The organism is Mammaliicoccus sp. O-M54 (genome assembly GCF_022386035.1).
Classification (GTDB): Bacteria; Bacillota; Bacilli; order Staphylococcales; family Staphylococcaceae; genus Mammaliicoccus; species Mammaliicoccus sciuri_A.
The window spans coordinates 157,218-170,880 of sequence record NZ_JAJNJE010000004.1 but is presented as its reverse complement, the minus strand read 5'-3'; the positions used below and the strand labels follow the sequence as shown (position 1 = coordinate 170,880).

Below are 13,663 nucleotides of genomic sequence, written 5' to 3'. Positions count from 1 at the left end.
ATTATTTTCCTCCTTCACTAGACTTCTTTGTAGGAAGAACTTCTCCACGGTAGATCCATACTTTAACACCTAATTTACCGTAAGTAGTGTCGGCTTCTTCATGTGCGAAATCAATGTCTGCACGTAATGTATGAAGTGGAACAGTTCCTTCTGAATATTGTTCTGCACGAGCGATATCTGCGCCACCTAAACGACCAGATACTTGAGTTTTGATACCTTTAGCTCCCAATTTCATAGCACGTTGGATAGCTTGTTTTTGAGCACGACGGAAAGATACACGGTTTTCTAATTGACGAGCAATGTTATTTGCTACCAATGTTGCATCTAAATCAACTTTTTTGATTTCGATAACGTTGATGTGTACTTTTTTGTTAGTCAATGCGTTTAATTTGTTACGTAATTTTTCAATTTCTGAACCGCCTTTACCAATAACCATACCTGGTTTACCAGTGTGGATAGCGATATTGATACGGTTTGCTGCACGTTCAATTTCAACACTTGAAACTGAAGCTTCTTTTAATGCTTCTGCGATATATTTACGAACTTTTAAGTCTTCATGTAAAAGTGTTGCGAAGTCTTTACCTGCATACCACTTTGCTTCCCAGTCACGAATTACACCGACACGAAGTCCGATTGGATTAATTTTTTGACCCACTATATTCCCTCCTTAATGATTTAGTTAATTATGCTTCTTTAACTTCTTTAGCTTCTTTTTCGCCAACTACGATTGTAATGTGGCTAGTACGTTTGTTAATCGCACTTGCACGACCTTGTGCACGTGGACGGAAACGTTTCAATGTAGGTCCTTCATTAGCGTAAGCTTCTTTTACTACTAATGTGTCAGGATTTAAATCATAGTTATGTTCTGCATTTGCTAATGCTGACATTAATAATTTTTCAACAACAGGTGATGTTGCTTTGTTTGTTAATTTTAAGATGGCAATTGCTTCTGCCACTTCTTTACCTCTAATAAGATCTAAAACTAATCTCACTTTACGAGGTGCGATTCTTATTGTTCTAGCAACCGCTTTTGCTTCCATTGTGACTTCCTCCTCTTTTTAGAAATTAGCGTTTAGTCTTTTTGTCGTCTGCAGCATGACCTTTATAAGTACGTGTAGGTGCAAACTCTCCTAATTTATGTCCAACCATATCTTCAGTAATGAAAACTGGCACATGTTTACGACCATCATATACTGCTATTGTATGTCCGATGAAGTTAGGAAATACTGTTGAACGACGAGACCATGTTTTAATAACTGATTTTTTTTCACCTTCGTTTTGAGCTTCAACTTTTTTCATTAAATGATCATCAACGAAAGGTCCTTTTTTAAGACTACGAGCCATTATGGCGCCTCCCTTCTTATTTAATGCGCGCGGCATCTAAGCCGCACACGTAAATAAGGTATTATTATTTTTTCTTACGACCACGAACGATAAATTTAGATGAACGTTGGTTTTGTTTACGAGTTTTCTTACCAAGTGTTGGTTTGCCCCATGGAGACATTGGTGATTTAAGACCGATTGGTGTACGACCTTCACCACCACCGTGAGGGTGATCGTTAGGGTTCATTACAGAACCACGAACTGTAGGACGTTTACCCATCCATCTAGAACGACCAGCTTTACCAATTGTGATTAATTCGTGTTGTTCGTTACCAACTTGACCGATTGTTGCACGACAAGTAGATAAGATCATACGAACTTCACCTGATTTAAGACGAACTAGTACGTATTTACCTTCTTTACCAAGTACTTGTGCACTTGTACCAGCTGAACGGACTAATTGTCCACCTTTACCTGGTTTTAATTCGATATTGTGAATTGTAGTACCAACTGGGATATCAGTTAATGCTAATGCATTACCTACTTTGATATCTGCATCTGGACCATTGAATACTTCTTGTCCTACTTTTAATCCTTTAGGAGCAATGATATATCTTTTTTCACCATCTGCGTATACTAATAATGCGATATTAGCTGAACGGTTTGGATCATACTCGATAGTTGCTACTTTAGCAGGAATTCCATCTTTGTTACGTTTGAAATCAATTACACGGTATTGACGTTTATGACCGCCACCTCTGTGACGAACTGTCAATTTACCTTGGTTGTTACGTCCCGCTTTTCTCGGAAGCGGTTGTAATAAAGACTTTTCAGGAGTCGTTGATGTAATTTCAGCGAAATCTGAAGATGTCATATTACGACGACCATTTGTAATTGGCTTATACTTTTTAAGAGCCATTGTCGTTTTACCTCCTTAATGGTAATTGTTTTTAGTTAAATAGGTCTATTGAAGAACCTTCTTTTAGAGTTACGATTGCTTTACGACGTTTGTTAGTGAAACCATTGTAACGACCAACACGTTTAGCTTTTGCTTTAACGTTCATGATATTTACTGTATCAACTTTCACGTCGAAAATTTCTTCGATTGCGATTTTTACTTGTGTTTTGTTTGCACGTGTATCTACATCAAATGTGTATTTATCTAAAGCCATATCTGATGAAGATTTTTCTGTGATTACGGGGCGCTTAATAACATCTCTTGCTTCCATTATGCGAGCACCTCCTCTACTTTATCCACTGCTGCTTTAGTTATTACGACTTTACTAGAATCTAAGATATCTAATACGTTTAAGCTTTGAGCGTCGATAACTTTAACACCTGGAATGTTACGAGCTGATAATTCAACGTTGCTGTCTACAGTATCAACGATGAATAAAACTTTCTTAGAAAGTTCTAAGTTGCTCATTACATTTTTGAATTCTTTTGTTTTAGGTGCATCAAAGTTGAATGCTTCTAAAACTGTTAATTCGTTACCACTTACTTTTGAAGATAATGCAGAACGTAATGCTAAACGACGCATTTTCTTAGGCATTTTGTAAGAATAACTTCTTGGTGTAGGACCGAATACGATACCACCACCACGCCATTGTGGCGCACGGATTGTACCTTGACGAGCACGACCTGTACCTTTTTGTTTCCAAGGTTTACGTCCACCACCACGAACTGCTGAACGATTTTTAACTGCGTGAGTACCTTGGCGTAATGAAGCACGTTGTAAGTTGACTGCTTCGAATAATACGTGTTGGTTTGGTTCGATACCAAATACACTATCATTTAATTCGATAGAACCTGATTTTGATCCATCTACTTTTAATACATCAATATTAGCCATAATGTTGTTTCCTCCTTTCACCTAAATAATTATTTATTACCTTTTTTAATTGAAGTTGTAAGTTTTACTAAACCTTTTTTAGGACCCGGCACATTACCTTTAACTAAAATTACGTTATTTTCTGCATCAACTTTAACTACTTCTAAGTTTTGCATAGTAACTGTGTTTCCGCCCATACGGCCTGGTAATTCTTTACCTTTAAATACTTTAGAAGCATCTGAAGCCATACCCATTGAACCAGAGCCTCTGTGGTAACGAGAACCATGACTCATTGGTCCACGAGAGAAACCGTGGCGTTTAATAGAGCCTTGGAAACCTTTACCTTTTGAAACGCCTGTTGCATCAATAATGTCTCCTGCTTGGAAAGTATCTACAGTGACTTCTTGACCTACCTCGTATGCTGAAACATCAATGTTTCTGAATTCACGAGTGAAGCGCTTAGGTGCTGTACCTGCTTTTTTAGCATGGCCTTCAGCAGCTTTAGTAGCATATTTGTTAGATTTACGATCTTTTTTATATGCTTGTTTGTCTTCAAAACCGATTTGAACAGCGTTGTAGCCGTCTACTTCTTCAGTTTTAGTTTGTAATACTACGTTTTGACTAGCTTCTACTACAGTAACTGGTATTAATTCACCGTTTTCTGCGAATACTTGAGTCATTCCAATTTTTCTTCCTAAGATTCCTTTGGTCATCGAAAGTCGCACCTCCTGTTATTTTAATGAATTATAATTTGATTTCGATGTCTACACCTGATGGTAAGTTTAAGCCCATAAGAGCATCAACTGTTTTTGGTGTAGGGTTAAGAATGTCGATTAAACGTTTATGCGTACGTTGTTCGAATTGTTCACGTGAGTCTTTGTACTTATGAACGGCACGGATTACAGTATAAACTGATTTCTCAGTTGGTAATGGAATCGGACCAGACACTTGAGCTCCTGAACGTTTAGCTGTTTCAACAATTTTCTCTGCTGATTGATCGATCATGCGGTGATCATACGCTTTTAAACGGATACGAATTTTTTGTTTTGCCATAATTTTCCCTCCTTGTTCGTCTACTTTATAGTGATAGACTTCTCCACGAAAACTCTCTCACACACCGCCATGGCAAAGCGGCCGGGTGTGTCAGTAACCTCTCGCTTCATCGCTTCTTAAAGTCCAACATTAGATATGATACATGATTTATTTCTATTAATCAATAGATAACCATATATTTTTTCTAATTTCATCTAACACATACCCAAGTATTATAACGGATTATGCGTTCTTTTTCAATAGGTAAAATTTAAATAGATAATTTGTAATCAAAATGTTATAATATAACAAGCAATTTTAACTAGGTGGTGAAATCATGAAAAGAGGAATTAAATCAGTGTTGCTAGTTCTTTCTATTATATTAGTTGTATCTGAGTTATTATTAGCCATTCCATTTTTAGGTGGAGGAATTGTTCTATCAACTGGTTATAATGCTTTGGTACTTAATGGAACGTTATACTTTATTACGACACTTATCCTATTAATAGATAACCAGAATTCTGTTAAAGTAATATTTGTCATTCCATTAATCGGACTAATCGCTAGCTTTGTTGCAATCATTCCTATTATTGGCTGGTTATTACATATCGTAATGGTCGTTTTAATGATCATCTTCTTATTTACGATTATAATTGCCCCAGTATATATCCCATCTAAATATTACAAGACTACTTATAAAAGTTAATATATAAATAGAAAGCCACGAGACTTCATTAAATGAAATCTCGTGGCTTTTTTTATTATGCATGTACAAATACAAAGTAAGCGACAAAGACGAAGAATAAACCGTACATAATTGGGTGAATTTCTTTATGTCTTTTTGCTACGATCATTGTGATTGGATAGAAGATAAATCCACACGCAATACCTGTTGCAATTGAATATGTTAAAGGCATCATAATCATTGTTAAGAAAGCTGGTACTGCTATCTCAAATTTTTGCCAATCAATTTTACCTAAGTTACTAACCATCAATACACCTACTATAACAAGCGCTGGTGCTGTAACCGCACTTGTAACAACTGCCATTAATGGAGAGAATAATAATGCTGCTAAGAAACAAATACCTGTTACAACACTTGCGAACCCTGTACGTGCACCAACTGCAACACCTGCACTAGATTCTATATAACTTGTTGTAGTTGAAGTACCAAATATTGCACCTACAATTGTTGCTAATGAATCAGAGAATAATGCTTTACCTGCTCTAGGTAATTTATTATCTTTCATTAAACCAGCTTGGTTTGCAACCGCAACTAACGTTCCTGCAGTATCAAAGAAATCTATAAATAAGAAAGTTAAAACGACAATTAAGAATTGTACATTAAATATAGTAGATAAATCACCAAACGCTTCGAATGCTGCACCAAATGTTGGTGATACACTTGGTACCTTCCCTACTATACTATCTGGCATTGCAATTAAACCTGTAATTAATCCCGCAATAGCTGTTAAGACCATTCCGATGAAAATTGCTCCTGGTAATTTTTTAGCCATTAATATAATAGTAATGATAATACCAAATACTGCTAATAGTACTTCTGGGTTATGCATTGTTCCAAGAGTAACTAAAGTTGAATCTTCTTTTTTAACAATACCTGCTCCTTGTAGACCTACAAAGGTAATAAACAAACCTATACCGGCAGATACAGCCATCTTTAATTCAAATGGTATTGCATTGATAATAACCTCTCGTAAACCACTCATCGTTAATATCGCAAATATAACACCTGAGAATAGTACGCCCGTTAAACCAGTTTGCCATGGAATACCCATTGTAAGCACAACTGTAAACGCGAAAAATGCATTTAATCCCATACCTGGTGCTAAAGCTATCGGGTATTTCGCTATGATACCCATAAATAAACAACCAACTAATGCTGCTAACGCTGTAGCAACAAACACAGAACCTTGGTCCATTCTCATTGAATCAGGTACATTTTCAACACTTGCCAAACTTAACATTGATGGGTTAACGGCTAATATGTATGCCATAGATAAGAATGTCGTTAAACCACCAAGAATTTCTCTTTTATAATTTGTTCCCAATTCATCAAACTTAAAGTAACGTTTCATCATAAGACTCCTTTATTAATTTCAACACTGTACATTGTATTACTGGGAACATCAAAAATCAATACTTTTTACGAACATTTATATAATTAATTTTATTTATGTTCGTGTTATAGTTCGGTTTTCACACATTATAACCCCTGACAATACGCTTCTAGCCAACTCAATTGCTACTAATAGATTAAAAAAACTGAGACATCACACGATGCCCCAGTCTCTTTTCATATTAAATTAGAACTTCAATCCTTTTAAAGCGTCTTTAAACGGATTGTTTTCTACTTCTTCAGTTTGCATATATTTCTTCATTTCTTTTTTACCTATTTTGCCTGATTTTCTGTTTTTAAGTCTTTCGTCCATATGCTCTTGTGTTTCTGTATGACCACATACACATCTATATGTCGCTTTTTTACCTGTTCCATACAGTGTTAGTTTCTTCTTACAGTTTGGACATCTGGCATTCGTTTTTCTTTGTTGATTCTTCTTAGTCTTACATGTTGGATCTTGACAGACGAGCATTTGACCATTTTTCGTTTTAACTTTAAGCATAAATTTACCACAAGTCGGACACTCAGTCGTTGTGATATTATCATGCTTGAATTTATCATCACTTTCTTTAATATCCGCAATGATTTCTCTCGTGAAGTTTCTCATTTCATTCATGAATTTATTTTTAGAATAATTTCCTTTTTCGATTTGCGTTAACTTCATTTCCCAATCTGCCGTTAATTCTGGTGATGTTAGTTGTTCAGGCGCTAAGTTTAATAATTGTTTTCCTTTAGGCGTTATCTTAATTTTACCTTGCACCGCTTCTATTACATTAGAACTATATAACTTCTCGATGATATCCGCTCTTGTCGCAACTGTTCCGATACCACCTGTTTCATTTAAAGTTTGAGCCATTTTCTTATCTTTAAGTTTAAAGAAATGATGTGGTGATTCCATCGCTTTAAGTAAAGTTCCTTCATTGAAGTATGCAGGCGGTTCTGTATCTTTACTAACGACATTCACTTTTTGTATGTTCACATGCTGCTGTTCTTTAAAAGGCAAAGCTTTCACATGCGTCTTTTCTTCATATAGTTCTTTAAAGCCTAATTCAACTGCTACTTCTTGTGTCAGTTTAAAAATTTCCCCTTCACATGTTAATGTCACAGTTGTTTCTTCATATTGATATGGTGGTAATAATACTTCTAAAAATCTTTCTGCCACTAGCATATAAATTTTCTGTTCTCTAGGAGATAACTGATCAAAGTTAGGTCTCACTTCTGTTGGTACAATCGCATGGTGGTCTGATACTTTCTTATTATCAACAAAATGTTTACCCGCTCTAATTGGTTTTTTAAGCAATGGTACAGCATGTGATTTAAGTGGTGTAGCGCTTAATGATGATACTCGTTCTTTCAGAGAAGAAACCATATCATCTGTTAAATAGTTAGAATCTGTTCTTGGATAAGTCTATACTTTATGTTGTTCGTACAATGCTTGCATTGTATTCAACGTTTCTTTCGCACTCATTTTATATCGTTGATACGCTGTTTGTTGCAAACTTGTAAGATCGTATAACTTTTGAGGATACTTTGTTTTTTTCTTCTTCGAGATATTTTGGATAATACCCTTTTTATTTTGAACTTGTTGTTTAACTTGTTCTATTAAATCAGAATCAAATGTTTTATCTCCGCTCTTACTCAACCATTTAAATTTATAACCTTCTACTTCAATATTCATCTGATAATACTTTTCAGGTTTAAATGATTGAATTTCTTGTTGTCTCATTTGTACAAGATTTAAAGTTGGTGTTTGAACACGACCACATGATAATTGTGCGTCATATTTCGTTGTTAAAGCTCTAGTCGCATTTATACCGACAATCCAATCCGCTTCACTTCTACATAATGCTGCTTGATATAAATTGTTGTATGCTTCACCAGGTTTTAAATTTTGAAAGCCTGCTTTAATTGCTTTTTCAGTAACTGAACTGATCCATAGTCGCTTAATTTGCTTTTTAACTTTTGCTTTTTCAATAATTAACCTTGCAACAAGTTCACCTTCCCTACCAGCATCTGTCGCAATAATAATTGAATTTACATCGTCTCGTTTCATCAAATGTTGAACTGTATTAAATTGGCTTCTTGTTTTCTTAATTACAACATGTTTCATATAATCAGGAATTATTGGTAAGACATTTAAATTCCATTCTTTAAATTTCTTATCGTATTCTTCAGGCGTAGCATTCGTTACAAGATGTCCTAATGCCCAAGTAACGATATAATTTTTATTTTCAAAGTAACCTTTCTTCTGATCATGAATACCTAATGCTTTAGCGATGTCACGACCTACTGAAGGTTTTTCTGCAAGAACTAATGCTTTCATTTCTTTTCACCCATTCTTTTTTACATTCGTACTATTATAACATGAATAAAAAGTGTTCTAAAGGCATGAAAAACTTTTATAAATTTTCGATTAATCGTATAATGGAATAAAATAATCGTTGAATATTAAAGGAGTGACTATCATGCAAATACTGCCTCTTAAAGAAATCGATCCGATAGCTTCTTATTTACACGAAAAAAACAGGCAAGAAACAAACTACGTGACACATATACCTCAGTCAATAGAAGAGATTAAGAATGACTTAAGCCATAAATTTGATGAAACCACCTTCTACTATATAGAAGACAATGACACAATTACCGGGATATTAGGATTTGAGCGTGTAGATGATGAGACTGCAAATGTATGGGGACCAATCGTTAATAATACAAATGAAGAAACGTTAAACGCCTTAAAAGAAATATGGGAAACACTTTTAAATAATCATCCAAACATTAAATATTGCCACATTTCGCTACATAAAGATCACATTTTAAATAATAGTAAACTGAAAAGACTACATGCGGGATATGTAGAAACGCAATATACTTTAGAAATTCAACAACCACCTTTACCAATTGATAAGCAACACCAAATGACGCCATACAGCAAACCTTATTACTATGCCTTTAACAAATTACATTCCAATAGTTTCAAACATAGTGATATAAGTGCTGATGATATTATAGATTCACTAGATGACAATCATGCGCTTTATTTATATATAGCTGAAGGTCTTGTTAAAGGATACATCTATCTATCCATAGATATACCTGAGAAATTAGCCACAATTCCTAATTTAGCTTCTCACCATGATTACAGAAAACAAGGCATCGCGTTTCAAATGATTCATTTCGCGACGACAGAAGCATTTAATCATCAAGATGTCGAAACAGTTCGTATTTATGTAGATAGTAAAAAGCATGAACAAATACAATTATTATATGAAAAAGTCGGTTTCCACATCGTCAATGAAACACATCATTTTAAATATGTGAGACCATACGATGTATAATATTTAAACTAAGGCTCATGAATGCTTAATAAGCGCTCATGGGTCTTTTTTAATAGTAAAATTACATTGTGAGCTATATGTTTTACAATAAAAAAGTTTCGGGCGTATAATACTTGGGTAGTTTAAATAATACAAATAAATAGAGAAAGCGAGTCTTGTGTATGGAATACCTTATAGCGCTATTACCAGCATTGTTCTGGGGAAGCGTCGTATTAATCAATGTTAAAGTTGGTGGAGGTCCTTATAACCAAATTTTAGGTACAACAATCGGGGCTTTCATCATCGGTTTATGTCTATTCTTCTTTGGTGATGTGCACTTTACATTCACTACAATTATTATCGGTATGATTTCTGGTGCTTTCTGGGCACTTGGACAAGGATTTCAACTTAGAAGTGTAGACTTAATTGGCGTTTCAATAACGATGCCTATATCTACAGGCTTACAATTACTTGGAACAACATTATTCAGTGCTGCATTTTTAGGAGAATGGTCAACAGGTACGCAAGTTGCACTTGGCCTATCAGGTTTAGTGTTACTGATTATCGGTGTGATATTTACATCTGTTCAGAAAAAAGGTTCTGGAAATAGCGGAAATACTAAAAAGCTTGGTAAAGCTATTCCAATATTACTCATCTCTACTGTCGGTTATGTCGTATACGTTGTAATCGGCCAAGTATTCGGTGTTGAAGGTTGGGATGCATTATTTCCACAATCTATAGGTATGGTAATTGGGGGTATCATTTTATCATTCAAACATAAACCTACTGTTAAACATACGACACTCAACTTATTGCCAGGGATTGTATGGGCATTAGGTAATATGTTCCTATTCATTTCACAACCAAAAGTTGGTGTCGGAACGAGCTTTTCATTTTCACAAATGTTAGTAATCGTTTCTACTCTAGGTGGTATTTACCTATTAGGCGAACAAAAAACAAAACGCCAAATGACATTTATTTGGATAGGTATCGTGTTAATCATTATTGCAGCATTCATTATTGGTGCAGCTAAAGGGTAAACTCAATATATAAAAATAGGAGTGTTTAATATGTATGAAGATTTAAAAGATAAAGTTGTGATTGTCACTGGTGGTAACAGTGGTATTGGTAAAGCAACTGCTGAACGATTTGGTAAAGAAGGATCAAAAGTTGTTATTGGATATTTAGATCACGTTGAAGAAGCTGAAAAAATCGTTCAATCTATTAAAGATTCTGGTGCTGACGCGGTTGCTATTAAAGCAGACGTTTCAGTAGAAGCAGATATCAAGAACTTGATTCAACAAACACATGAAACATTTGGTCGTATAGATGTGTTAATCAATAATGCTGGTTTCGAAAAACCAATTCCATCTCATGAAATGAGTTTAGAAGAATGGTCTAAAGTTATCGATATCAACTTAACAGGTGCTTTTATTGGTAGTAGAGAAGTCATTAATTACTATTTAGAGCATGATATTAAAGGTCAAATCATCAATACTGCAAGTGTGCACGATGTTATTCCTTGGCCAAACTACGTCAATTACGCAGCAAGTAAAGGCGGCTTAAAATTGATGATGGAAACTTTATCTATGGAATACGGTAAAAATGGTATAAGAATTAATAATGTTTCTCCAGGGGCTATTGTTACAGAACATACTCGCGAAAAATTCTCTGACCCAGCAACACGCGAAGAAACATTAGAAATGATTCCACTACATGAAATTGGTGAAGCGGATCAAGTTGCAAATATTAATGCATTCCTAGCTTCAGAACAAGCAAGTTACATTCACGGTACAACAATATATGTTGATGGCGGAATGACAAACTACCCTGCTTTCATGGGCGGTAAAGGTTAATAGATTACAAAAAGCGTTTGGATGCGAAATCCAAACGCTTTTTTTGTTTTATTAAACAAAGAAAAATTGATATACATATAAAATGACGATTGATATGACAATACTTAAATTAGTAGCCATACCCACTATAGGTAAAGTCTTATATTTAAATGTAATGGCATAAGACAGTACTGAAACACCTATAGGTAATAACCAACCAATAAGTAACGTCGTTTTGATCATTGGGTCATCAACAGGTAAGAAGAAATGAACAATTAATCCCATTAATAAACCAAAGCCATAATGAAATGCTAAGTATTTAACAACAATCGGTAAGTATGCTTTTTCGATTTTAAAATTCAAGAATAAACCTAATAAGATCATGGATAATGGCATATTCGCATTTGCAATAATTTCAAAGAAATCTATCGCTTTGTCAGGTACTTTAATGCTCATTATATTTAAGATAAACATAATCATATATGTCATAAGTGGTACGGTCTTTAATAAATTTAAACCCATTCGTTTAAAGTCAAATTGATCGCCACCATCATTGAAGTAACTACCAACAAAATATGTTACACCGAACATAATGATAGCTGTACCAATGTCTAACATACCAAAGTATAATAAACCATTTTTAGGCCAAATTTGTGCGACTAATGGATATGCAAACAGTCCAATATTAACTGAAGCGGCCATCATGCCCACAGTACCTCTTATTTGATTATTATATTTTTTCTTGAATAACCATATGATTAGTAGCTTTGCTATAATGCCGTATAATAGCATTAATATAGGAAGCCATCCTAAAGATAAATCTAAATCAGATCCATTTAAATTTACAATCACTAATGAAGGCAAAGTAACATTTAGTACAAGTGTTGCAAGTACATTACCATCAGAAGCTTTAAAGAATTTAAGCTTCTTTAGAACGTATCCTAAAGCAATTAATAAAATAATCATTATAAATTTTTCTGTCACTTTATCACTTCTCTCATTAAACTCACATTTATCTATATTAACAACAGTTTAACTTCTATGCACACTTTTTGTTTGAAATATTAATAAATTATACTAAAATTAGTTTAGTTATATTTAATAATATCATCAAATCTTACATCAATCACTTTGGCTAAATCTGCTGGATCAAGTTCAATCTGATAGCCACGTTTACCTGCACTGACGATAAACGTAGATAATGATTCAGCATTGATATCTATTACGGTTTGATATGTTTTTTTCATACCAATTGGAGAACAACCACCTCTTACATAACCTGTAACTTTGGTGAGTTGATCAAGTGGTAAGAGTTCTAATTTTTTCTGACCAACAGCTTTACTAGCTTTTTTCATATCAAGATGTTCAACGACTGGAATAACAAAGATGAAATATTCACGATTCCCATTTGTTAATACAAGCGTCTTATACACTTGATGTTCTGGTTTCTGAATTAATTGCGCAACTTCATGACCATCTAAATGATCTTTTCCTATTTTAAATTCATGAGTATGATAAAATATATTATATTGATCTAAGATGCGCATCGCATTGGTTTTAACTTTTTTCAATTTATCACCTACTTCATAGCTATTTTATAAAAAGGAGTGTTTAAAATGGATTTAAACCAACAACTTTCTGAACTTAAATATGATTACATACGTATACAAAATGACCTAGAAAAGAGAGAATCTACTGGTCAAGCAACCGACTTACTTGAAAAACAACTTGTCAAAATCGAAGAAGAAATCAGTAAAGTTCGCGCTCAACTTGATCAAGATTAACGAAAGGAAATGACTATGTTAATTCTCATACTTTTATTATTTACCATTATTTATCTTATTATTAGTTACTTAAGTATATACCAACTACATACGATGCTTACGCAAGCTTTAAGATTTATAATGGGGCTTATGCTTATTGTCTTTTTAGGCAGTATTGTATTTAGTTTTGCAATGCAAACTTGGTGGATATTAGCTGTATTGGTTTGTCTCGTTATCAATGTTGAAATCACAGCATTTAAATATCGCATTAAAGACCAAAAAGCAATTCAACTACTCAATTATATGTCGATCTTTATATTAATCATATTTGTGATTTTATTATTTATAGTGTTTTAATACCCTAATGCATATCTACAAAATCTCATTTATATGAAAAAGCTGAGAAAATTATTTCTCAGCTCTTT

17 protein-coding genes and 1 pseudogene are annotated in these 13,663 nt (G+C 34.1%); 6 read left to right on the top strand and 12 right to left on the bottom strand.

Annotated features, from left to right (window positions below; all coding sequences use genetic code 11):
* Position 1 precedes the first annotated feature (1 nt).
* The 8 genes from rpsC to rpsJ form a co-directional block, all read right to left on the bottom strand.
* Positions 2–655, bottom strand: a complete 654-nt coding sequence (gene rpsC, locus LQ673_RS08630) for a 30S ribosomal protein S3 (protein ID WP_025906790.1) — start codon at positions 653–655, stop codon at positions 2–4.
* 28 nt (positions 656–683) lie between these two features.
* A complete protein-coding gene (gene rplV / locus LQ673_RS08625) occupies positions 684–1,040 on the bottom strand; it encodes a 50S ribosomal protein L22 (protein WP_025906791.1) in 357 nt (118 codons plus the stop codon).
* A 25-nt stretch (positions 1,041–1,065) separates the two neighbouring features.
* Positions 1,066–1,344, bottom strand: a complete 279-nt coding sequence (gene rpsS / locus LQ673_RS08620) for a 30S ribosomal protein S19 (protein WP_025906792.1) — start codon at positions 1,342–1,344, stop codon at positions 1,066–1,068.
* Between the two features lie 64 nt (positions 1,345–1,408).
* A complete protein-coding gene (gene rplB, locus LQ673_RS08615) occupies positions 1,409–2,242 on the bottom strand; it encodes a 50S ribosomal protein L2 (protein ID WP_025906793.1) in 834 nt (277 codons plus the stop codon).
* A gap of 31 nt (positions 2,243–2,273) precedes the next feature.
* The gene (gene rplW, locus LQ673_RS08610) at positions 2,274–2,552 is read right to left on the bottom strand and encodes a 50S ribosomal protein L23 (protein WP_025906794.1); all 279 of its coding nucleotides are present in this window, start codon (positions 2,550–2,552) and stop codon (positions 2,274–2,276) included.
* Entirely contained in the window at positions 2,552–3,175 is a 624-nt protein-coding gene (gene rplD, locus LQ673_RS08605; RefSeq protein ID WP_025906795.1) for a 50S ribosomal protein L4, read from the bottom strand. Before rplD ends, rplW begins: the two co-directional genes overlap by 1 nt.
* A gap of 29 nt (positions 3,176–3,204) precedes the next feature.
* The gene (gene rplC, locus LQ673_RS08600) at positions 3,205–3,867 is read right to left on the bottom strand and encodes a 50S ribosomal protein L3 (protein ID WP_025906796.1); all 663 of its coding nucleotides are present in this window, start codon (positions 3,865–3,867) and stop codon (positions 3,205–3,207) included.
* A gap of 31 nt (positions 3,868–3,898) precedes the next feature.
* Positions 3,899–4,207: a 30S ribosomal protein S10 gene (gene rpsJ, locus LQ673_RS08595; RefSeq protein WP_016998799.1), complete on the bottom strand. Its 309-nt coding sequence runs from the start codon at positions 4,205–4,207 to the stop codon at positions 3,899–3,901.
* Between the two features lie 316 nt (positions 4,208–4,523).
* On the opposite strand from rpsJ, the gene LQ673_RS08590 reads away from it, so the two are divergent.
* The gene (locus tag LQ673_RS08590; RefSeq protein WP_025906797.1) at positions 4,524–4,892 is read left to right on the top strand and encodes a hypothetical protein; all 369 of its coding nucleotides are present in this window, start codon (positions 4,524–4,526) and stop codon (positions 4,890–4,892) included.
* 55 nt (positions 4,893–4,947) lie between these two features.
* On the opposite strand, the gene LQ673_RS08585 is transcribed toward LQ673_RS08590, so the two are convergent.
* Together LQ673_RS08585 and LQ673_RS08580 are read right to left on the bottom strand one after the other, a co-directional pair.
* Positions 4,948–6,282: an NCS2 family permease gene (locus tag LQ673_RS08585; RefSeq protein ID WP_025906798.1), complete on the bottom strand. Its 1,335-nt coding sequence runs from the start codon at positions 6,280–6,282 to the stop codon at positions 4,948–4,950.
* Positions 6,283–6,510: 228 nt separating this feature from the next.
* Positions 6,511–8,646 (bottom strand): annotated as a pseudogene (locus tag LQ673_RS08580) (DNA topoisomerase III).
* 142 nt (positions 8,647–8,788) lie between these two features.
* On the opposite strand from LQ673_RS08580, the gene LQ673_RS08575 reads away from it, so the two are divergent.
* The 3 genes from LQ673_RS08575 to LQ673_RS08565 all read left to right on the top strand — a co-directional run bounded on the left by LQ673_RS08575 (position 8,789) and on the right by LQ673_RS08565 (position 11,496).
* Complete coding sequence (locus LQ673_RS08575) at positions 8,789–9,661, top strand: GNAT family N-acetyltransferase (RefSeq protein WP_191836488.1); 873 nt, start codon at positions 8,789–8,791, stop codon at positions 9,659–9,661.
* Positions 9,662–9,822: 161 nt separating this feature from the next.
* Entirely contained in the window at positions 9,823–10,680 is an 858-nt protein-coding gene (locus LQ673_RS08570; RefSeq protein WP_037589021.1) for a GRP family sugar transporter, read from the top strand.
* Positions 10,681–10,710: 30 nt separating this feature from the next.
* The gene (locus tag LQ673_RS08565) at positions 10,711–11,496 is read left to right on the top strand and encodes a glucose 1-dehydrogenase (RefSeq protein ID WP_037589022.1); all 786 of its coding nucleotides are present in this window, start codon (positions 10,711–10,713) and stop codon (positions 11,494–11,496) included.
* Positions 11,497–11,547: 51 nt separating this feature from the next.
* Here LQ673_RS08565 and LQ673_RS08560 read toward each other — a convergent pair whose 3' ends face one another.
* The gene (locus LQ673_RS08560; protein ID WP_037589023.1) at positions 11,548–12,459 is read right to left on the bottom strand and encodes an AEC family transporter; all 912 of its coding nucleotides are present in this window, start codon (positions 12,457–12,459) and stop codon (positions 11,548–11,550) included.
* 104 nt (positions 12,460–12,563) lie between these two features.
* A complete protein-coding gene (ybaK, locus tag LQ673_RS08555; RefSeq protein WP_185805840.1) occupies positions 12,564–13,046 on the bottom strand; it encodes a Cys-tRNA(Pro) deacylase in 483 nt (160 codons plus the stop codon).
* A 45-nt stretch (positions 13,047–13,091) separates the two neighbouring features.
* Here ybaK and LQ673_RS08550 point away from each other — a divergent pair, with 45 nt between their 5' ends.
* Together LQ673_RS08550 and mspA are read left to right on the top strand one after the other, a co-directional pair.
* Positions 13,092–13,259 (top strand): SE1832 family protein, encoded by a 168-nt coding sequence (locus LQ673_RS08550; RefSeq protein WP_049320027.1) that lies wholly within the window; start codon positions 13,092–13,094, stop codon positions 13,257–13,259.
* Between the two features lie 15 nt (positions 13,260–13,274).
* On the top strand, positions 13,275–13,595 hold the full coding sequence (mspA, locus tag LQ673_RS08545; protein ID WP_025906805.1) for a membrane stabilizing protein MspA: 321 nt from the start codon (positions 13,275–13,277) through the stop codon (positions 13,593–13,595).
* The last annotated feature ends 68 nt before the right edge of the window (positions 13,596–13,663 follow it).